Genomic DNA, 18548 nt, shown 5'->3' with positions numbered 1-18548 from the left:
GCAAAGATGGCCGTTGCGTTTCATACGCCAGCAGTTTTGATGGAGCTCGCCTTGAAGAAAATCGTTCTAGTTGCTTTCGACCAGTTCACGGATATCGACCTGTTCCTGATGTGGGACATCTTGGGCCGCAACACCAAAGACTGGCACGTTCGAATATTGGGTTCCAGCGCTATCGTGCGTTCGGCCCATGGCCTGCCTGTTTCAGTGCATGGTCCACTGTCCGAGGCCAACAGTGCCGACGCGGTATTGTTCGTCAGCGGCAAGGAAGGGATACCCGCCGCACTGGCCGCCCCGGACTTCCTGCCGACGTTCGAACTTGACCCCAGGCGCCAGCGCATCGGCTCCATCTGCGCTGGAGCTTTCATTCTCGAACGGCTTGGGCTGCTCAGCGGCCGGGCAACTACGCACCCGGACGCACGATCGGGCCTGCAAGCCCTGGGACTCGAATCCGTGGACCAGCCGCTTGTTTGCCAAGGGAATGTGGCAACCGCGGGTGGATGCCTTTCGGCGCTCTATCTGGTGGGATGGTTGATCGAATCCTGGTTCGATGTCGACAAGCGCCGTGCGACATTACTCCCTGTTCTGCCAGCAGGGCAGCAAGCACTCTATGATGCCTTGATCGCGCTCAGTATCCGACAAGCAGAAATGGGCGCCGCCCAACAAAAAAAGCGACAAGGCATGTCGTCCAATTGGTAATGAGAACTCAGGAGAGATCCCCTATGCCCCGCAAATTTGAGCTCATCACGTCCGTGCCAGTCCCCTCAAGGTCTGGCATCACGCACCTTTACAAGTCGATGAACCTGGCGGACGCTTTTGCGATCCAGCTACCTGCGGGCACATCCGGCGATCCAGATTCGCTGGCTCGCTTCATCCTTTCCAACCAACCATCCTGGATCGGACGGCTCATGAAAGTCCGGGACACCATCGCGGCCTGCTTTGGTCTCAAGACAGCCAGACATTTGGCGACGCTTGCTGATCGGATTCAAATCTTCAAGGTCTACAGCTCGAACCAGACCGAAATCGTATTGGGAGAGGACGACAAGCACCTGGACTTCCGGATATCGATCCTGTGTTCAGAAGAGGCAGAGGGCCGTCGCCAACTGGTGTTTGCAACCGTGGTCCATTGTCACAACCGTCTGGGCCGGGCCTACCTCTTTGTTATTGCTCCGTTTCACCGTTTGGTCGTCAAGGCCAGCCTCCGCCGTGCAGCGCGCGTGGGTTGGCCTTTGGCTGCCTGAGCCGCGACACCACGAATCCCTTGCTCCCGAAATCGGTGAGATGGAGGTTAAGTGTGTCCGCCGGCGCAGACGGGTTATGAGCCGCCCATTAACGGACGGTTGCCAGGGTCACTTCAGCACGAAGAGCGATCCATGCCAAGACTGAGATCCACACGACGCATACGCCGTAATTAAGCCTTTGGTACAGGCCAAATCCATGCCCCTCGGCGAACGCCTTGGACATCATCGCTACCGTCACGACTGCCAGGATCAAGCAAAGCATCGAGAACCTTCCAAATCCAGGTGACGACAGGAGTGCCTTGCCGAGGAAACTCCACAAGCCAATGGCCAGAGCCAGTGAGACGAACATGATCAAACCGGCCAGGTTATGAAGCTGCTGAGAAGTTGAAGGCTGAACCGGCGTACATCCCTGATCACAGGAAAAATAGCCAGTAGCGAAGCTCGCCAGGCCGTGGAGTAATATTAAAACGGCGCTGAACAGGGCGAGGCGTGATCCTGCGAAGTTTCGCGCCAAACCTATCGCGAACAGTACGAACAGCACGCCCAGCGGAAAGTTATTAACCCAGGGGGAATAACCGTGCGTGGGAGCCCCTACCGCGCCCAACATACTCATCGCCTGGTCGAGATGGCTATAACCCGGATACCCCAGCGACGTCAGCGCCACACCCGCGAACAACCAAAGAGGAATCAACAGCCCCAGTCCCAGCAAAATCCGGTCAATGGTTTTCAAAGTTCGACGCTCCTTTTTTATGGAAATGAACCGCTCCGTCTCCTACGAAGCGTCTTCATGCTAGCGGGCGTCCGTCCCGGCGGATATCAATTTTTGCAAGCCAGCGGGTATATGCGCCATCCTATGACCCCTTCGAACCATGGACGGTCCTCATGAGCAAACGCGTGCCAAGCACTTTCCCATCGATTGCAAAAATGCTGTTCATCGCTGCGCTAGGAAACTTGTCGCTCATCCAACCTGTATCTTCCTTTGCGGATAACGCCAACGGCAAAAACCTCTATCTGCAGAGATGCGCCATGTGCCATGGAACAGACCTCAAGGCAACGGGCCCACTGGCTAGAAAAAGCACCCCGCCCACACCCGACCTCACGACGTCCGCCTTCAAAAAGCGACTGAGTGATTATCCAGGCGTTATCGTGTCCTCGATAATACTTCGCCCGAATGGCGACTTGATTCCAAAGACGTTGCGAGAGAACGGGGTACGGTTACCGCCACATGCTTGGAGCGTTATGGATCTGCGGGATTTGAATCAGTATATGCGTGGGGTGATTGCGGGAAATCGGTGATTGAAACAAGCGGCAGCTTGAGCTGCCGACTGGGAGAGATCGCTATTTTGGGTCCGCTTGTATCCGGCCCGCATCGCAAACCGCAGCCGGCCCCTGCCCCGTCCTGTTTGGCGAGCGAGAAAGTGGCAAAGGAGATTTGAACATGAGTCAAAACCTGACGACATTCGATATGGCTGCGCTGCTCGATAGCGATGAAGCAGCCATTGAATATCTTTCTCAAGTGTTAGCTGATGGTGACAGCGAAGAGTTTGTCCGAGCGATCGGTCATGCAGCCAAGGCCCGAGATATGGCGCATATCGTTGAAGACTGATGCTTGGGGCGAGAGTGCGAGAGAGCTTTTGGAAGGCCCAAGGAGTCGAAAGAGCCCGGCAATCAGGCCAGCACCACGCACATTTTGCAGCCATACATTTGTCAGAGAAACGGGCGACTGACAAGTCGCCCGTTTCATTTATTCCGCCACCTGCGCTCGCAATCGTCGCCCGATCACATCCACGACGTCACAGCCATCGCGCAATGACGTGGTCAGCAATTTACAAAAATCAGTCAGCACCACCGTGTCTGAGCTGATGTCAGAGCGAAACGCGATATTTTCCAAGACTTGGGTCACCGTGCGGATGCGGTAATCCGCGGTTTCGAAAAGGACGTCCAGCGGTGCTTCGGTGTCGATGAGCAGGGTTGCGGGGATGCAGTCGATGCCGGTGATGGGCATGTATCGAGTCATGAGCAGTACCTTCATTCAATTGATAAGGACTACCACTCAATCGTCGCCAAACGAATGGGTGGCAGCTGTGCTCGGGTTGGCGAACCGGGAATGAAAGCGAACCGGCAGACTCGGAAGTCTCCCGCACACAGCTGCCATAATGCAGTTTGCAGCTGCAAAAAAGCTCCACAGTGTAGCAGGAGCTTCTGCGCTTCATTCAATCGAGTCGCCAAACCCGAATCGCCATCTGGGCGACAGAGAGACAATAGGTCGCGCATTGAAATGCTGCAATGCGCTGGCTTCCGAGATTTGTGTAGGAATTTGCGTCGCTGCCCCTCGCGGCACTCGTTTGAGTCGTCATAAGCCGCAGCGAAGAGACGCAGGGGAAAGGAGACGGAAAAGAGGACAGTTATTACAAACCAGCCAAAAAAAGACTTTCAGCGCGGCGAAATAAATCTGTCCCCTTTTCTTCAACGTTGAATGTTCACCCTATAAATTCTTCAGGCCACTTGGCGTTCCGATACAGGAAACCAAGCGCGAAGTCTCAACGCTGTCGCACCGATGAAGCCGAACTGGCCCGGAAAAATTCAGGGCATCAAGCAGGTGGCTGATCCTCTCTGGCTCAGGATGAAAGATATCGAGCATCTGCAAAAAGCAGCCTTTGTCTTCAAGCATCGATGCCGGATGCACTGGCTGTTCCCATTGAATCAGGCTGGGCGCGGCACCTTTCAAAGGCAGGCTGCCGTCCGCCAGAATTGTAATATCCCAACATAACTCGCCTCGGCTCATGGGCTGCACCTGACCGACGACTTCTTCAAACTTCGGGCCAAGCGTTTTCAATGTGTCGGTTTTGGCGACCCAGTGGGCCAAGCGAGGAGACACGTTGGCTGGCAGCCTGTCCAGGTCAAACCATCGAGGGCGATGGGCCGGCGGGGCCATTGGGTCAACAGCGATCACCTCTAGATAAGTATGCGTACCTAGCCGCAACAGCTTGTTGTGAGTCCCCATAAGCCGATGGCAACCGCCTGGTTGAAGTTCTACACCCAGTCGCTGACTCACGAAGCGATCGCCCGCTTCCAGCGTAGGCGCCACGATGACTAAATGATCCAGCGAAGTCTGCATTAGGCCTCCAATGACCACAGGCGATGGCGTCAAAAACGCCGCACGCTCATTCGTTACCCGCTGGAAAAATACATCCCCTTCCACGCAACAGCGCTTTCACCTCTTCAATCACCTGCGCAGGATTTTGACTCACCTGCTCAAAGAGCCTGGAGCCCGGCGCGGATGATCAGCAGAGACCATCGATCACCGAATTCTGCTGTGATGCTTCGTGTTCAGCACTTGAAAAGTACATTGCACCGGGCACACCACCCTTCAGCTGCGCTCCGGTTCATTGGAAAACGGAGCAGAGGATGACCTGCATCGGCAACCGTCAAAACCAGCGAGAATCTTATGAATCTACGCCGAATCTCGTCGGCTGGAACGCTCGTGCCTGCCCCTTCGACTATTTGAAGAACGCCGCCCGATACCTTGCTGTCAATCTGTTGCCACTCACACTGCCAGCCTGTTACCCACGTGAAGTCTTGAATTTGATAGTGGCCGGTGGCGCTTTGGCATTGAGCAAGTTTCTTGTTGGAAAGGTCAAATACACAAAACAGGGGCCTTGGATAGCCGAGCATCTGAGTATCATCAAGGCTCAGACCTTCTTTTAGGTTGATGGATGCTACAAGTGCTTTCGCTCGTCTCTTGCGCCCTATCAAATACCCTATGGAGAGGCAAAAAATAGAAATGGAAGCCAGGAAGAGCTGACGTCCTTCGACTGTAAGCTTATCGGGCGAAAACCGTATCATGCCCCACAAGAGTCCTGTCGTCGCAAGCCCCGATAACCAGGCGGCGGGGATCACTACACTGTTAGCGAGGTTAGCTCCGAGCGTCCTCAAACAGCTTGTCATAATGCCCCTATCCTTCTATTTGCCAAGCAAGCACGAACTGCTTCATTGCTGCCATCATCGCAATTAAGGCCAAATGCCGCTTATTTTCCTGTCATCAAATTTTGCAGGCCACCTGCGGAGCCGCAGCAGGCGTCAGCTTTTGGGGAATCACAATTGAAGTGCCAGGCACCGCGCTCAGTTCGAGAACCGCCAACATGCAGATAAGCGCTTGCCCGCCATCTTTGTTTAGGCTGCTATCCACCCCTACCACTGCTTCGTAGTCTTTTCCCGGCTCCAGCTTGTAAACGAGCGCCCGGCCACCGCAGGTTCGGTAAGTGTTGCCATTGCCCGCAATGGTCGCGCCCCGGGTTGCAAGTTGGAAAGGCAGATCCGTCCTGACGCGATACTCGGTTACGACCTCCTTGTACACCCCTTCGCCCCTGCGAAGCGCAGGGATGTACTCGGTAAGACTGGGCCAAACTCTCTGCGGCATGCCTAAGCTCGCCGACTTCAGGGGATACTGCGGATAATTGATGTTCGCCGTTCCATCCTGCCCGAAACGTCCGGCTTCAGCCATCTTGTGTTGGGTAGCAGGAGCACAACCGCCGACGATGCTATCGCCTAACACGTCGGAGTTCGTGATAACGCGTATACGCGCCGTGCCCTCTGATTGAGCAGGCTCTTCGTAGGGTACTGATGGTATTCCAGAGCAGCCAGCAAGTGCTGCAGCAAAAAAAGTTACGAAACCGACAACCCGCATGACCATATCCTTATGTAATCGAGGTCCGCCCAATAAAAGGGGCAAATCCTGCTGTAAAATCTTCAGCCCACAAAAAAGGGCCCACCTTTCGGTGAGCCCTTCTAGACCGCCCAGCAGAGCGGATTTTGTTTGGTAGGCGCGATTGGACTCGAACCAACGACCCCCACCATGTCAAGGTGACCGTGAAGCGATCATAACACCCTGAAAAATAAAGGAAAGTGCAGCCAAAGCGCGTTAACTAAAAGCGCCGTATCGCGCTATATGAATCAATAACTTAGCGTTGGATATTCCTACAGTAGTCCCCCTTCCTCCGGCGTCCTGCCGACCGATCATCCCCAAAAATCCTACAGCTCGTCGTCTCATCGTCGCCCTTATCGAGCCGCCTCGATTACTGTATATCTAAACAGTATCCGCAAGGCATGGTCATGGACCCCTACGAAATCGAAGACACCAGCGACTGGCTGGGCACCCCCACGCCCCTGGAGATGTACAAGCACTCCTGCCTCATGCTTGAGAACGAGGTTCAGGAGCTCACCACTCAGCTGCGCAAGGCGCGCCAGGACATCTTCGGCTTAATCGAAATGCACGGTGCCGAAGCCAAAGAATGCGCCAGGCTTCGGGCTGAGCTGAAGCAGGCAAAGGAGCAATGGAATTCAGAGCATCTTCGATATGTCGAACTCAAGAACAAGTCGGATTGCGACTATATGGCGAGAACTTCGCTGATCGCCGACCTGTACCGGCGCCTGAAGGTTTACGAGGGGGACAGCCTCCCCGAGTACATCATCACCAACAACCAGCCAAGGTAGCGAACAGGAGGGTATTTCATGTGTGGTCGTCTCTCACAGTACTCTGGCATCCACGACTTCGTGGCTGTGTTGAGCATGCCTGATGCCATGGTCAGTGCCGTGGGCGACCAGCCTTTGGAGCGGTACAACGGCGCACCGTCGCAACAGCTGGCCCTATTCCATCAAGAAGACGACGCGCTGCACGCTGATCTGGTGCGATGGGGCTGGCGGCCGCACTGGGCCAAGGACCGCGCCGCACCTATCAATGCCCGGGTAGAAAAAGTGGCCCACGGCCCGTTCTACCGGCCGATCTGGCCGAATCGCGCTATCACGCCGATCAACAACTGGTTCGAGTGGGTTGATGAGGGCGGGCCGAAGAAGCAGCCCTACCTGATCCGCCGGCGGGACCAGGCGCCAGTACTCTGTGCCTCGATCGGCCAGTTCCCCACCAGCGGGAGGGAACCGGGCGAGCACGACGGTTTCGTCATCATCACCGCCGACAGCGCGGGCGGCATGGTCGACTTCCACGACCGTCGGCCCGTTGTGCTGACGCCAGAGCTTGCCCGGGAATGGCTGGATCCGGCCACGCCGAAGGAACGCGCCGAGCAAATAGCTTTGCATCAGGGCGAACCGGCCGAGGCCTTCGAGTGGTTCAAGGTGGACCGCGCCATCGGCAATGTTCGCAACCAGGGCCCGGAGCTGATCAGGCCTATCGCCGACTCACTTCTTTAGCGTAGGCCTGGCACGCACGCAGTGCGATCAACCCCCGGTCGCCGGCGTCGGTGATGGCGATAATTCGTTGAGCATGCGCTGGGTCAAGTTGGGCTCTTGCTCCTCCATGAACCACGCCGCCGGCGCCGGCGGTGGGAGGCACTGCGTTGCAACTGGCTGGATCCTCGGCAAGGAGGACTGACAGCCGGACATCAGCAGTGGCAAGGCGATCGCGCAGGCGATCCTGATCTTTCTGAACATTGGTCAGCACCTGGTGGTGAGTTTGTTCGCTGGTGGAAAGCTTCTGCTCGAGCGCCAGGCGGTTGGCTTGTGCCGCCTGGACCTGGGCGGCAGCCGCCATGCTGATCTCGGCCAGGTCGGACTGGTGCAATCCGTCCTGCTCCGCCAGCCGCTTCCCGTAGCGCCAGTCCTGCACCTTCCACGTCGCGCTGATCGCCAGGATCAACGCCACAGCCACACCGGCGATCAACAGCTTCAGGCGGGCGGGATTCATGGCACGTCCTTGAAGAAAATGTGATTTCCCAGGCGGAAGGTCTGGGTGGCGTCTTTGATCCAGGCCGGCGGCTTCGGCATCGTGGTCGCGTAGTAGTGGGTCGCGCCATTGGTGATGTCAGCCTCGGCGCCGGAGATAACCAGATCCGCCGCACGCTGCGCCTGGGCGAACTGCTTTGGCGGGATCTCCTTGGCGCCGCTCAGGTAGGGATAATTCGGGTCGTTCTTGTTCCAGCAGCTGAACTGGTACGGCTTCAGGCAAACCCCGGCATAGCCCTCGCCCCACCATGATTTGTCCCTGCCGTCGTTAACGCGATTGCGGATCACGCAGGCTACGGCGACCTGGCCGGCAAGCCCCTCCCCGCGGGCTTCGGCCCACAGCGTGCGCGCGAGAATGTCGCGGTCCTTTTCGATTGTGCTCATACTTTTCTCCAGGCAAAAAAAATCCCGCTCGATGGCGGGTTGCGGTGTTCCTGACGAATCAGATGGTGTCGATGGACGACACGGTCGGCGTAGCGGCAATCTCTTGAACTTCCGGTTCAATCGGCCAAACCGGCGACTCGAACCATCCCGGCTGCCCGGTGACTTTGCCGAGAGCGTATTTATAGAGCTTCCAGGCTTTCAGTGGCGCGGCCAGGCCCGCCTGTTCGGCCTCCTCTTCCGGTGTAGCCTCGCCCATCTCGATGCCGTAACCCAGGGTGTCGATTCGATCCTGAATGCGAGCAATCTGCACAATAGCGTCAGCGTTCTTTTGGACGAGTACGGCTTTGGTTTCCGCAAGACGCACAGCGGAGGCTGCCGCATCCTTCATCTGCTGGGTAATGAGTTGAGACCAGTCGATATTGCTCATGCTTGATCTTCCGTTTCTGTTGCCAACTTGGCCGCGATTTCGCTTTCTCTTAATGGTTGTGGAAATACCACTTCACCGTCAGGTACGTCTTCCAGCGGAAGTGGAAAAGCCTGAGCTTGGCTATAGTTCCATGGAATAGGCAGCAACAACGTCAATACCAGTTCGTTTTCAACTCGCTCTACCGGTCCAGAAAACCACATTGAGTCTATAGCACTGCGTGGCAGCGTGTCACCCACCTCGACTGGGGAAAAATCGAACTCTTCCCCGTTCACTACAAGAATATCGCCAGCTTTTACAACCTCTAACGTATCATCGCGCCGCTGCGGGCTTAAAATTATTCTCATCAATACCACCTGCCGATTAAATATGCATAAAAGGTGTAATTCTGGGTAGCGTCAAATCTAGCCCTAATCTCGACGTTATTGGCGGCATTCACAACGGCTGCTAATTTCTGGATGGTATACGTGTTGGTAGACGACGGTGCTCTAACGATTACTTGACACCCAGATGCAGAGGTAATAACCGGAACAGGAAGCGTCCAATTGATTACGCCATCAGAACCGGCCGTGAATGCCGTTTGCACTATAAGTAACCAACAATGGATAGTACCGTCGGCCATTTTTATAAATTCACCGTTGGTTGTCTGGCCTCGCTCCATTATCGAGCCAGTCGGCACACCGCCCGACTGGGTCGCCGTACCCACGACGTTTGACTGTTTAAAATTCTTACTCCAGGCGGTCCATGCACCATTGTTAAGTACTCGGGTATATTGATCGCCCTGTGCTACCGGCCAATAGTCCTGAATGGCGTAGTCGGCAGTTACTGTTTTCGAGTTCAAGTATCCGTTCTGATTTACTGGCAGGGTTCCCTGCCCCGTGTTAATAGCGACGTAATACAGACTGTTTGTCCGTATGGAGCCAATATCAATTGCCGCGATGGAGGGTATTCCGGCTCCGCCTATTCCGTGGTCGCCGACCTTCATAATTCGACCGATTGTCGTGTCATAACGACTCGCCGCTAACGTACCGGTTGCAGCATCACCCAGATCCAAAGCGGTTCGCCCGGCAGCCGGAGTAGAGGCCTGCATAACAGCAAGCCCAGTGACGCCATGATTGACTATGGCTGCCGTCCCGAGGCCGATTCCGCTCCGAGCCTCGGCCTGTGTGGTACCGCCTGTACCACCTTTGGCAACCGGCAGGATGTCGTAGTTGCCCGTTGTCCTGAGTGCCGCCAGTTTGGCGCCGTAGGTATTCACGATAGCGCGAAGCTGGTCTGCCGAGTCCTTCACGTAGCCCTGCATCGGAGCCAAGGCGTAAGCACCAGCGGCAGCTGTCGGGCCCTGATAAGGCGGATCGATGGCAATCGCTGTGTTGCTCGCCACGTTCGTGACTTCATACCACTGACCATCCGGTCCACGAAACGCATCGCCGACCCGGGAGTTCACGATGAAAGCCGTGTCGGTACCGGTTACAGCATTGGAATTCAGGGTGACGGAAACCGTCCCCGCCTTATACCAGGGCATAGTAATTATCCTTTAGAGTTTTGCGAATACAGCAGGCAAGAAGAAGGCAAACGGGTTGCCTGAGCCCACAGTTAGTGCGTACAGGTTCCCACCTGAGAAATCCCACCAGCAATACAGGGATCTGTTAAATGGGTCATCATTGAGCATCGGCATGCTGAAGGTATTTATCAGCATGTGTTCGCCTGCTGGAAAGTTGAAAGCGACACGGTAATAGTTTCTAGGCGTGCCCTGAGCAGTATGGTCTGTTTTAACATAGGCCCAGTTCTGAAATGCCCGGGTGAACCTAGCGTACGGCGTTCCGCTATCAAACAAAAGTTTCGAGCTACCATCCCACAAACGCATCCCAAACTTAGCCAATGGTGTAGCAGAGAAGCCGCAGGCGAAGTAGGAACCGTTGGGCCGATGCGTATTGACGTCATAGGCTCTTACATAGAAACCTGTCCAAGCTCCGGGAGAGCCGACAACCCGCATCAAGCATAACCCAGCTATACCGCTGGTAGCCGAGGGCCGAATAAACACAAGCGGCGGCTCTTGACTTGTAATTGTTCGAGGAAATGTAGTGATCGAGCCTAACCCTGACTCCAGATTCGGCACATACGTACCCTTCGCCAGAACAACAAGTCGCGTAAACTCGGAATCCACGGTCACCACTTTGCTATCGTTAGTAAACTCTAGTCCGTATGGCATTAGGAAAACCTTATTACAATGAGGCGCATGGTAGAGCTGGTGGTACTGCTGTACTGCGCTCTTCCCCGAATAAAGCTATAAACCCTAACGGCGTTTGCGATAACTTCGGTTTCAAGCTGCATATCAGTGCTGACGTTATAGCTACCAATCGGAACGACAAAAGCAGCGCCATTGGTAGGCGTGAGGCCGGGGACCGATATCGTTTGGTAGGTTGCGGAGTTCGTCCCTTTCACAACTCCGCTGTACACCACTCGCATCGTGAACGACGTCTCATCCAGTGTTACGTTTCCGTTCTCGTCCCAAATCTTCAGCCCAAAGCTCATGCGGAAAGGTCCCCAAGCTGTACCCGTTTAACCCCGTTCTCGTCGTAGACCTTGACCGCGCGATTGGTCATGGTCAGGCGACCACCGCCCGGGGCTGGACCGTTAAATTCAAGGTTGCCGGCCTTATCCAGGCGCCAGCCCTGCGAGCCGGCAACATAGTTGTCCGACTGCAAGTACTGCCCGATCTTCAGCATCGTGATGCTGCCGTCCTGGATAAACGCCGAGTTCATGAAGACCTGACCGCCTTGGACCGCGAACGGGACCGAGATGGCGCCACCGGCAATGGTGTTGACGATCGCGAATCGATCCGCGCTGACCAGAAACTGGCTTTGCAGCGTCCCGCCAACGTTCTCAATTCCAAGACCGATACCTGCCGCAACGTACTGCCCATTCGCGTTGAGCTGCATTTTCACCGACCACATCGTACCCAGCTTGCCGCTGGTATCGGCATAGGCCTCGGACGTCTGCTGAATCGCCGCCGAGTTGTCGCCGACCTTCACGCTCAACTGATCGATCTTTGTCGCCGTCGCCGACTCGTTGGTGGCTACCACCTCTTCAAGCGTGGTGAGGTTCGCCGCGTTCTCGCCAATCTTGGCGTCCAAGGTCGTCAGCCGGCGCGCGGATGCCTCGTTTTCATTCGCCCGCACGCTGCTCTCCGTTGCAATTGCAGCGGTGCTGGTCCATCCCTTGATGGCGTCGGCCAGGTCACCCTCCCCGTCGTCTTCACGATAGGACGCCCGAAGCGCCTGGAATGCCGTGGCCTGGGCGGTGATAACTCCGTCCAGTTCGACAATCTCGGCGGTGTTCGTAGCGACCTGCTGCGCCAGGCCGTTGGCAGACTCCACCGTCTGGCCGACATCCAGCCAATAGGCCGGATTGGGCGGTGGCGTGTCGCTTGGGACTGGGCCAATTGCCTGATAGATGCGCTTGCCGGAAACGACCAGGTCGTATTCCTCGTAGGTCGCTTCCGGGTCATAAGCCGAAAGGCCATCAAGCGCGTCGATCTGGTCTTGCAGGCCGGGGATCTTGCCAATCTCTTCGCGCAAGCGGTCGCTGAGTTCGGTTTCGCCAATCTGGCCGCCGATCATGTCGAGGATCGGACCAGCCTCAGCGCTTGATTGCCCTTGTACGCCGATCCCCACTGGATACCACGGTCCAATATTGCCGATCCGATCTACGAGGCGCGCCCAGAAATAGAATGTCACCCCGGCGGCCAGGCCGAGCAGGGAGAAGTCACTTTGCGGGTAGGCCAGGTCCGTCAGCTTGGTCGACGCCTCTTGGCTGGTGGTCGGTCCATACCAGATCTCCGTGCGCTGGGTATCACTCGATCCCTCCGGGAATCCCCACTTGAGGTAGATGCCGAACATCAGCGGGGTCGCCGTCAGGAACGAAACTGCCGGCGGCAGACCTTCCTTGCCCTTGAGTTCGGTCAACACGGAGTTACGCCAGATCGACGAGATATCGAAGGCGCTTACCGCACGGACGCGGGCCACGTAGGTGCCCGCGTAGATTCCTTCTACGTCCACGCTCGTCGAGCCTGTGCGCTGGACCTTGATCCAGTTGCCGTTATCCTTGCGCCATTCCACGTCGTAACCAACTGCCCCCTCAACAGCGGGCCAAGTGATGGTCATCGTGGCCACGGCCAACCCCTGGACAATCGAAGAGGTCGACGCGACTGTGACGCTCGCAGGCGCAGGAACGACGGTGATCGGTATCGCGCTGATTGGACGCTCTTCCAGTCGGGCGCCGGTATCGATAAAGGCGAACTTGCTCGGCTCATACTGCAGGGCGCTGATTTCGAAATCGCCCTCGGTGGTGCGTCTGGTGCGGAGCACGCGATACAGAGGAATCGCCAGGTCGTCGGCATCAAGAGCCCATTGAAGCTGGGCCCGAGGTGCCTCGCTGTAGGCAACGGTAACGGTCACAGCCCGGCCGGCGACACTTTGCACGGTGCGACCTTCGGCGCGCCCGCCGGGCAGGTTGATAATCAGCCTGTCCCCCGGCTTTGCCAACGTGTCACGGTCCAGGGTCACGACGCGGCCCGCGGCGAGGGAGATCCGCCCACCGATCTCCCGACCAGCCAGCAGCGAGTCGGCCACAGGGATGATATGACCCGGTAGCGGGATTACACCCTCCATGCCCGTCTTGAAGGTGACGGTGCGGTCCAGGTTGTTGCTCAAGATTGCCCACTTGCCCCGGCGCTGGGCCTCGGATGCACGGGTGCAGCCAATGGCGCTCAGCTCGGTTGGCCTGTCGCCATACCGACGCTGAAGGGCAAGGTCTGAAAACGGAATGACGTCAGTGTCGTAGTTGTTGGCCGGGTTGTCGTAGCTGACCAAGGCTCGGGTGTATCGGGTCTTTGCCGAGGCGCTGCCATAGGAAAATTTCCCATCAATGACGTTCGACCGGGTGAAGACGTAGTCGAAGTCCTGGGCACGCGGCATGTCGGCTTGCATGATCAACTGGCCCTGGGCCCAGTAGGTCATACCGCGGTAGATGCCCGAGATATCCCGCAGCAGCGTCCAGGCGTCTGCTTTGCCCTGCAGGTTCATGTCGCATAGGAAGCGCGGCTCTGTCCCGTCCAGGCCATTGGGCACCAACTGGTCGCAGTACTGGGCGATCCGGTACAGCTCCCACTTGTCGACCATGAACGGCTTGATGCGCTTGCCCAGGCCAAAACGGTCTTCAGTGCAAATGCCGTACGTGATCCAGGCAGGGTTATTGGTCCAGGCCAGCTTCATGCTGCCATCCCAGGTACCGGTGTAGGTCCGACTGATCGGGTCGTAGTTGCTTGGGACCTGCCATTTTCGGGCCTTGCACTTCACGGTAACGGCGGGAATGTTGGTGAACTGCTCGGCGTCGAATTCGATGTAAAGCAGTGCGGTATTCGGGTAGCGCAGTTTCGCGTCGATGACCTCGGTGAAGCCCGCGATTAGCATCGTGTCAGCGATGCGGTTGCTGTTCTGGTTGGGTGTGATGCGGCGCACACGAATCTGCCAGCCACTGGTGGCATCAGGCAAGTTGATACGACGTGACCGTTCATAGCGGGTTGTGGTCTTGCCGTCGACGGCTTCCGCCAACACTTGCTGGTAGGCGCCGCCGTCGGTCGCAACATCGATCGCGTACTGGATCCGATAGCCGCCGATGTTGCCTTCGTTGTCCTGGCGCTGAAGCGCAGGCCAGGCGAACCGGATACGCACGGCCGAGAGCTGAATGTTCGTGACCGACCGAACCCACGGCGCATCATTGCGCAGTTCGATATTGAGCGACGTCTCGTTCTCTACCGATGGGATGCCGGGGATATAGGCCTGGTCAACCGAGCCAGAACGCCATTCCCATTTCACATTCGGGAAGTTGACATTCCCGCTGGGATCGTTGATTGGCGTGTTGTCCAGATAGATGTTCGCTGCGGTAGGCGCTTCTTCAAACTCACCCTCGCCCACGGCAATGAGCAGCTTCGCCACGTTGGTCGAGCGCAGGTTGTCGCTGGCTTCTACCGGCTGTTTGGGCTTGTTGCTACCACCTTTCTCGCCGTAGATATCAATCTTGTGTGCTGCGCCCATGCTTTCCTCCAGGCGAAAAAAAACCGCCTCATGGGCGGCCTGCTTGCTGCGTTCGGGTTACGTTTTGTCTTCGGCGTAGATCGATGCGGAAATGATCATGCCGCCCCACCGCCGGTCGCCGATGCAGATCGGCACAGGGTTGCCGCTGGCCGTGGTGTTCTTGGCGCTGCCGAAGGCGTAGGACGGGGCGTTGTCGGGGGATGCGCTCTGCTTGAGGCCAGAGGCCTGGGGGCTGAGCATCTGGATGACGCCGCCGGCGACTAGAGCAATCCCCACCGGTGCCAGGGCCTGGAATCCCGGAATGAACGAGGCAGCAATGAGCACCGCCCCGACAATTGTCTGAAGCAACCCGGCGCGCTTACTGCCCGAGATCACCGGAACAATACGAATCTCCTCGGCGCCACCCAGCGCGAACTCCTTTTCCGCGACATTCTTCCGGTTCCGAAAGATTGCGAACCTCATGCCTCGGCGCTCCAAATCCTTGATAGCCACGTCGAAACCATCAAGCGTGCATTTCAGCGCTTTGAACGCTTCACCGACCGACTTGCTTCCAAGTTCGCGGCGATGGACACGGCCAAACAACTTGATGAGCGGACCGGACAGCAGGATGGTGGTCATTGTTTGATGGCTGCAATTAATTGCTGACACGCGTTTCTCCAGACATGAAAAAGCCGCCCGGAGGCGGCTTGGTGTTCGCTATTTCGTTTTACAGGCAGCTTCTAACCGCCCGTTCCATATCGCCTCGCCCATAACCAGGGGCCCAGGCCATACGCTGGTACAGCTTTACAGCGCTGCCTTTTGGCGTCTTGCGAATACTCAGCAATTCGTCAGTCATGTTGTTGGTTGCAGCGATCAGCCGGTAGCCATGCTCCGTTTCGGACATGGTCACGTCGCTGCGCGCGTCTTGCCATATCGGGAGAACGCAAAGCGCGTACCGCTTCGGGTCCTTCGCCGTACTGGCCGAGATACTGGGATCCTTCGACTCCAGGTCGCCTGGGGAAACGCACCCCGCCAGCAAAGCAACAGCTACCGCGCCTACGAACAATCTCATGGGGTCACTCCTGTGGAAGATGGCCACAAGATATCAGAAATGAAAAAGCCCAGCGGGTTGGCTGGGCTATTAAGGGGTTCTGTCGATTTCTTTATGTGTACCTATACGCCTCAACTCCGCTACGGTACCAATCAACTCAAAGCTGAGCTTATGGCTGTGATTCGCAGTGATATGAATCGTATAAATACCCGGCCTTTTATATCCAGACAGCTTTTCCAGGCGCAGCTTTTTGGGCTGAGGGTCTTGCAGGAGCAACCGATACGCTTCCTTAAAAGCGCTCTTTACGTCCTCCGGGAGTGCCTTGTAGGAGTTCTTAAACGACTTCCGGCCCATGTCGATGGCCGCAATCTCCAGCCTCACAGATCGTCGAGGAATGTGTCGATTTCGGCTGGATCACTCATAACCTCTGGGGTGTGAGCGATCTCTTTATCCGCATTACTCTCCAGGATGCTCCAGCGGAGATCCTCGGTCAGCGCATTCAGCGAAGTCAGTTCTTTAAGCAAATTCGCATACGCATCCACAACACCGTCTTCATCACTGAGACGTGTATCGTTGATCGCGCACTGCATTTTTGCCTTGGATTCCGCGTAGGATTTAACCAGGCTGTCTTGCAGCTTTTCCAGAACAGGAACCACGTTCTCTTCTGGAATCAGCTTTGAGGCCTCTCCAGAAGCAATGGATTCTTTGACTCCAAGAAAAGCAGTAGCGGCTGCATTGAGAAGCCGGCAGTGATGGGAGATGGCTTCAATTGTGCCGTCGATATCTCTTAACAGGTCAAGAGTACGAACAGCGCCAACACCCATCAGCTCTGCTGCAAAAAGCGCATCCGCTAAATGGTGATGGTTTGCCGAATTCATCATAAATTCCTTTATTGAAACCCTGGCGAAGGGTTCGCCGGGGCGCGATTATCTCTTCGTTGATGTCCATGTCAACAGAAATCCGCGACACAAAACCATTACTAACGATTTCGTGTCGCTCGTACGGTGACTATAGATCAGACGGCCGCACAAACAACTGGTTCATGAAGCGTATCGGCTATCAATACGATAGGTTGAATTGATTTCAGTCAAATGACTGGGCATTCGGTCGTCCGCCTGCGGCCTACTGCGCCTGTTTGTGCCTGAGAACAAGTCGCGTTCGATCCAGCCATGGCCCGCCGAACACAATGATTTCCGACGGGCGGCCATATAGGTGGTGAAGCAGGAACGGCCCTGGCCCGAAGGTCTCGGCATCCTCGCCGGGCAGTGCCGGGTTGGCGCCAAGGAATATCCCGGCGTGGTTAGGATGAACCGTCCGGCCAACCTCCATCACGACCATGTCGCCGCGCTGTGGCTGGTCGACCCGGTAGAACCCGGCAGCCTCGTAGTTCTCCTCGTACAGGCTGGTGTTGTTCTTGTTCTCCCACCAGCCGTCGGCGCGCTTGAAGGCTTCGAACTCCAGCCCCCACTCGCGCTTGTACCAGTCTGCGCAAACCTGCCAGCAGTCCCAGGCACCGTGGACGAATGGGCGCTTGAGCAGCGGCGTCTCGCCAGTGGGCACCACCGTCCGCAGGTCGCCCTCGGGCCAGCTCAGGATGTGCCAGGGCAACCCGGTCACTTCGCACATCGCCAGATCACGCGGCGAAGGTCGGCTGGTGGCGTCCGGGTGCGAGTGAACGATGCCGATCACCTCGCCCAGGTCTTCAGTCGCTGCGTATTCCTCCGGATCGATACGGAACTCTTCGTTCGGCTCGGTCGCGGTGTTCGTACAGGGGAAGTACTGCTGCTTCCGGCCCAGGGCCAGCAGCAGCCCGCAGCACTCTTTCGGGTACTCGGCCGCCGCGTGCGCCTGGATCGCGCTCAAGATGTGTTTGCGCATGGTCAGCTCCGGGCGATCAGGGAGACAGCGGGAAAGCCACCAAAGGGCAGCGTGTTACCTTCGCCAAAGCGCGGAATGCAGCCCCGGCCCAACGTGGCATCGCATTCGTCGAGCTCTGGGTTATCGGTGACCACCCCATCCTTTGTCACGTAGGGACCGGTGTAGCCGCAGTTGGGCCCCCGATACCCGCCAGTGAGGCACCAATGGCACAGGGTTGTGGCCTGGCGCCCAATGGACTCCCCGCCCACGTCGCCCGGGCTGGCAAGCTCCCAGGTGACCGTCTCCCCGTCCTCGTTCGTCTTCTGGTCGATGTACCAGACCTCGATCGTCTCCTGGGTGGGGTCTGCCGTTGGGTTGCCGCCGGGGAAGTTCACCGCGTCGAGGTAGGTGCCCAGCGTGTGCCGCATGGTCAACTTGAACTCGAGCAAGTCATCGAAGGCCAGGCACAGCGCCGTGATGCGTCCATTGACGTTACCCACCGACAGCGTTGGGCGGACCGCCGTACCGTCGCCGTTGGACTCAATGCCGTCGATCTGCATCGGCCAGGCGCTGTACTCGTTGCCCTGCCAGTAGATCGGCTTGGCTGGCAGTTCATCGGCAGCGGCGCCGGCGGCGATCAGCTCGGCCTCGGTGTGCGGTATCGCGTGCCCGTGGAAGCGCAGGATGTCGGCACCGTAGTCGGAGCCGTCCAATTCAAAGAGCAGCACTTCGCTGCCAGGCTCAAGAACCTGGATGTCACTGATCAGCGGCATGGTTGCCCC

General features: G+C 57.1%; 22 protein-coding genes and 1 pseudogene. 7 read left to right on the top strand and 16 right to left on the bottom strand.

Features of this window, described 5'->3' with window-relative positions:
• Positions 1-6 precede the first annotated feature (6 nt).
• Both M8Q45_RS06930 and M8Q45_RS06925 read left to right on the top strand, forming a co-directional pair.
• Positions 7-696 carry a DJ-1/PfpI family protein gene (locus tag M8Q45_RS06930; protein ID WP_502940538.1) on the top strand — a complete coding sequence of 230 codons (690 nt, stop codon included), beginning with the start codon at positions 7-9 and terminating at the stop codon, positions 694-696.
• Between the two features lie 23 nt (positions 697-719).
• Positions 720-1238, top strand: a complete 519-nt coding sequence (locus tag M8Q45_RS06925) for a DUF2867 domain-containing protein (protein ID WP_249874071.1) — start codon at positions 720-722, stop codon at positions 1236-1238.
• Between the two features lie 88 nt (positions 1239-1326).
• Here the strand turns inward: M8Q45_RS06925 and M8Q45_RS06920 are convergent, their stop codons facing one another.
• Positions 1327-1968, bottom strand: coding sequence for a DUF998 domain-containing protein (locus M8Q45_RS06920; protein WP_249874070.1), 642 nt, complete (start codon positions 1966-1968; stop codon positions 1327-1329).
• Between the two features lie 152 nt (positions 1969-2120).
• Here M8Q45_RS06920 and M8Q45_RS06915 point away from each other — a divergent pair, with 152 nt between their 5' ends.
• On the top strand, positions 2121-2534 hold the full coding sequence (locus M8Q45_RS06915) for a cytochrome c (protein WP_249874069.1): 414 nt from the start codon (positions 2121-2123) through the stop codon (positions 2532-2534).
• 142 nt (positions 2535-2676) lie between these two features.
• Positions 2677-2841, top strand: a pseudogene (locus tag M8Q45_RS06910) (helix-turn-helix domain-containing transcriptional regulator); the annotation flags it as partial.
• A gap of 141 nt (positions 2842-2982) precedes the next feature.
• Here M8Q45_RS06910 and M8Q45_RS06905 read toward each other — a convergent pair.
• Positions 2983-3255: a hypothetical protein gene (locus M8Q45_RS06905; protein ID WP_249874068.1), complete on the bottom strand. Its 273-nt coding sequence runs from the start codon at positions 3253-3255 to the stop codon at positions 2983-2985.
• Between the two features lie 468 nt (positions 3256-3723).
• A complete protein-coding gene (locus M8Q45_RS06900) occupies positions 3724-4356 on the bottom strand; it encodes a VOC family protein (protein WP_249874067.1) in 633 nt (210 codons plus the stop codon).
• Between the two features lie 290 nt (positions 4357-4646).
• On the opposite strand from M8Q45_RS06900, the gene M8Q45_RS06895 reads away from it, so the two are divergent.
• A complete protein-coding gene (locus M8Q45_RS06895) occupies positions 4647-4946 on the top strand; it encodes a hypothetical protein (RefSeq protein WP_249874066.1) in 300 nt (99 codons plus the stop codon).
• A 334-nt stretch (positions 4947-5280) separates the two neighbouring features.
• On the opposite strand, the gene M8Q45_RS06890 is transcribed toward M8Q45_RS06895, so the two are convergent.
• Positions 5281-5925: a hypothetical protein gene (locus M8Q45_RS06890; RefSeq protein ID WP_249874065.1), complete on the bottom strand. Its 645-nt coding sequence runs from the start codon at positions 5923-5925 to the stop codon at positions 5281-5283.
• 425 nt (positions 5926-6350) lie between these two features.
• On the opposite strand from M8Q45_RS06890, the gene M8Q45_RS06885 reads away from it, so the two are divergent.
• Both M8Q45_RS06885 and M8Q45_RS06880 read left to right on the top strand, forming a co-directional pair.
• A complete protein-coding gene (locus M8Q45_RS06885) occupies positions 6351-6731 on the top strand; it encodes a hypothetical protein (RefSeq protein ID WP_249874064.1) in 381 nt (126 codons plus the stop codon).
• Positions 6732-6749: 18 nt separating this feature from the next.
• The gene (locus M8Q45_RS06880; RefSeq protein WP_249874063.1) at positions 6750-7442 is read left to right on the top strand and encodes an SOS response-associated peptidase family protein; all 693 of its coding nucleotides are present in this window, start codon (positions 6750-6752) and stop codon (positions 7440-7442) included.
• Here M8Q45_RS06880 and M8Q45_RS06875 read toward each other — a convergent pair.
• The 12 genes from M8Q45_RS06875 to M8Q45_RS06820 form a co-directional block, all read right to left on the bottom strand.
• The gene (locus M8Q45_RS06875) at positions 7420-7935 is read right to left on the bottom strand and encodes a lysis system spanin subunit (protein WP_249874062.1); all 516 of its coding nucleotides are present in this window, start codon (positions 7933-7935) and stop codon (positions 7420-7422) included. The genes M8Q45_RS06880 and M8Q45_RS06875 overlap by 23 nt on opposite strands.
• Positions 7932-8357, bottom strand: a complete 426-nt coding sequence (locus M8Q45_RS06870; protein ID WP_249874061.1) for a cell wall hydrolase — start codon at positions 8355-8357, stop codon at positions 7932-7934. Before M8Q45_RS06870 ends, M8Q45_RS06875 begins: the two co-directional genes overlap by 4 nt.
• A gap of 58 nt (positions 8358-8415) precedes the next feature.
• Positions 8416-8784 (bottom strand): phage tail protein, encoded by a 369-nt coding sequence (locus M8Q45_RS06865; protein ID WP_249874060.1) that lies wholly within the window; start codon positions 8782-8784, stop codon positions 8416-8418.
• Positions 8781-9128, bottom strand: a complete 348-nt coding sequence (locus tag M8Q45_RS06860; RefSeq protein ID WP_249874059.1) for a hypothetical protein — start codon at positions 9126-9128, stop codon at positions 8781-8783. Before M8Q45_RS06860 ends, M8Q45_RS06865 begins: the two co-directional genes overlap by 4 nt.
• Complete coding sequence (locus tag M8Q45_RS06855; RefSeq protein ID WP_249874058.1) at positions 9128-10306, bottom strand: pyocin knob domain-containing protein; 1179 nt, start codon at positions 10304-10306, stop codon at positions 9128-9130. The genes M8Q45_RS06860 and M8Q45_RS06855 overlap by 1 nt, the downstream gene beginning before the upstream one ends.
• A 12-nt stretch (positions 10307-10318) precedes the next feature.
• The gene (locus tag M8Q45_RS06850) at positions 10319-10993 is read right to left on the bottom strand and encodes a hypothetical protein (protein ID WP_249874057.1); all 675 of its coding nucleotides are present in this window, start codon (positions 10991-10993) and stop codon (positions 10319-10321) included.
• A 319-nt stretch (positions 10994-11312) separates the two neighbouring features.
• Positions 11313-14879, bottom strand: coding sequence for a TipJ family phage tail tip protein (locus M8Q45_RS06845; protein WP_249874056.1), 3567 nt, complete (start codon positions 14877-14879; stop codon positions 11313-11315).
• A gap of 57 nt (positions 14880-14936) precedes the next feature.
• Positions 14937-15497 carry a tail assembly protein gene (locus tag M8Q45_RS06840; RefSeq protein WP_283939132.1) on the bottom strand — a complete coding sequence of 187 codons (561 nt, stop codon included), beginning with the start codon at positions 15495-15497 and terminating at the stop codon, positions 14937-14939.
• A gap of 88 nt (positions 15498-15585) precedes the next feature.
• The gene (locus M8Q45_RS06835; RefSeq protein ID WP_249874054.1) at positions 15586-15930 is read right to left on the bottom strand and encodes a hypothetical protein; all 345 of its coding nucleotides are present in this window, start codon (positions 15928-15930) and stop codon (positions 15586-15588) included.
• Positions 15931-16286: 356 nt separating this feature from the next.
• Positions 16287-16787 carry a hypothetical protein gene (locus tag M8Q45_RS06830; protein ID WP_249874053.1) on the bottom strand — a complete coding sequence of 167 codons (501 nt, stop codon included), beginning with the start codon at positions 16785-16787 and terminating at the stop codon, positions 16287-16289.
• Positions 16788-17031: 244 nt separating this feature from the next.
• Entirely contained in the window at positions 17032-17787 is a 756-nt protein-coding gene (locus tag M8Q45_RS06825; protein ID WP_249874052.1) for a C40 family peptidase, read from the bottom strand.
• A 2-nt stretch (positions 17788-17789) separates the two neighbouring features.
• Positions 17790-18539: a phage minor tail protein L gene (locus M8Q45_RS06820; RefSeq protein WP_249874051.1), complete on the bottom strand. Its 750-nt coding sequence runs from the start codon at positions 18537-18539 to the stop codon at positions 17790-17792.
• Between the last annotated feature and the right edge of the window lie 9 nt (positions 18540-18548).

Origin of the sequence: Pseudomonas sp. T1.Ur (assembly GCF_023516725.1) — a bacterium.
Taxonomy (GTDB): Bacteria; Pseudomonadota; Gammaproteobacteria; order Pseudomonadales; family Pseudomonadaceae; genus Aquipseudomonas; species Aquipseudomonas alvandae.
Note: the sequence above shows the minus strand (reverse complement) of the source record. Positions and strands in the feature narration are given on the sequence as shown.

What these genes read in the sequence shown, in the direction of transcription:
- M8Q45_RS06900 (WP_249874067.1), bottom strand. Translation starts at nt 4,356, where the DNA reads ATGCAGACTTCGCTGGATCATTTAGTCATCGTGGCGCCTACGCTGGAA.
- M8Q45_RS06875 (WP_249874062.1), bottom strand. Translation starts at nt 7,935, where the DNA reads ATGAATCCCGCCCGCCTGAAGCTGTTGATCGCCGGTGTGGCTGTGGCG.
- M8Q45_RS06880 (WP_249874063.1), top strand. Translation starts at nt 6,750, where the DNA reads ATGTGTGGTCGTCTCTCACAGTACTCTGGCATCCACGACTTCGTGGCT.
- M8Q45_RS06825 (WP_249874052.1), bottom strand. Translation starts at nt 17,787, where the DNA reads ATGCGCAAACACATCTTGAGCGCGATCCAGGCGCACGCGGCGGCCGAG.
- M8Q45_RS06840 (WP_283939132.1), bottom strand. Translation starts at nt 15,497, where the DNA reads ATGACCACCATCCTGCTGTCCGGTCCGCTCATCAAGTTGTTTGGCCGT.
- M8Q45_RS06890 (WP_249874065.1), bottom strand. Translation starts at nt 5,925, where the DNA reads ATGCGGGTTGTCGGTTTCGTAACTTTTTTTGCTGCAGCACTTGCTGGC.
- M8Q45_RS06930 (WP_502940538.1), top strand. Translation starts at nt 7, where the DNA reads ATGGCCGTTGCGTTTCATACGCCAGCAGTTTTGATGGAGCTCGCCTTG.
- M8Q45_RS06860 (WP_249874059.1), bottom strand. Translation starts at nt 9,128, where the DNA reads ATGAGAATAATTTTAAGCCCGCAGCGGCGCGATGATACGTTAGAGGTT.
- M8Q45_RS06915 (WP_249874069.1), top strand. Translation starts at nt 2,121, where the DNA reads ATGAGCAAACGCGTGCCAAGCACTTTCCCATCGATTGCAAAAATGCTG.
- M8Q45_RS06865 (WP_249874060.1), bottom strand. Translation starts at nt 8,784, where the DNA reads ATGAGCAATATCGACTGGTCTCAACTCATTACCCAGCAGATGAAGGAT.
- M8Q45_RS06845 (WP_249874056.1), bottom strand. Translation starts at nt 14,879, where the DNA reads ATGGGCGCAGCACACAAGATTGATATCTACGGCGAGAAAGGTGGTAGC.
- M8Q45_RS06895 (WP_249874066.1), top strand. Translation starts at nt 4,647, where the DNA reads ATGACCTGCATCGGCAACCGTCAAAACCAGCGAGAATCTTATGAATCT.
- M8Q45_RS06835 (WP_249874054.1), bottom strand. Translation starts at nt 15,930, where the DNA reads ATGAGATTGTTCGTAGGCGCGGTAGCTGTTGCTTTGCTGGCGGGGTGC.
- M8Q45_RS06850 (WP_249874057.1), bottom strand. Translation starts at nt 10,993, where the DNA reads ATGCCATACGGACTAGAGTTTACTAACGATAGCAAAGTGGTGACCGTG.
- M8Q45_RS06830 (WP_249874053.1), bottom strand. Translation starts at nt 16,787, where the DNA reads ATGAATTCGGCAAACCATCACCATTTAGCGGATGCGCTTTTTGCAGCA.
- M8Q45_RS06870 (WP_249874061.1), bottom strand. Translation starts at nt 8,357, where the DNA reads ATGAGCACAATCGAAAAGGACCGCGACATTCTCGCGCGCACGCTGTGG.
- M8Q45_RS06855 (WP_249874058.1), bottom strand. Translation starts at nt 10,306, where the DNA reads ATGCCCTGGTATAAGGCGGGGACGGTTTCCGTCACCCTGAATTCCAAT.
- M8Q45_RS06925 (WP_249874071.1), top strand. Translation starts at nt 720, where the DNA reads ATGCCCCGCAAATTTGAGCTCATCACGTCCGTGCCAGTCCCCTCAAGG.
- M8Q45_RS06820 (WP_249874051.1), bottom strand. Translation starts at nt 18,539, where the DNA reads ATGCCGCTGATCAGTGACATCCAGGTTCTTGAGCCTGGCAGCGAAGTG.
- M8Q45_RS06905 (WP_249874068.1), bottom strand. Translation starts at nt 3,255, where the DNA reads ATGACTCGATACATGCCCATCACCGGCATCGACTGCATCCCCGCAACC.
- M8Q45_RS06885 (WP_249874064.1), top strand. Translation starts at nt 6,351, where the DNA reads ATGGACCCCTACGAAATCGAAGACACCAGCGACTGGCTGGGCACCCCC.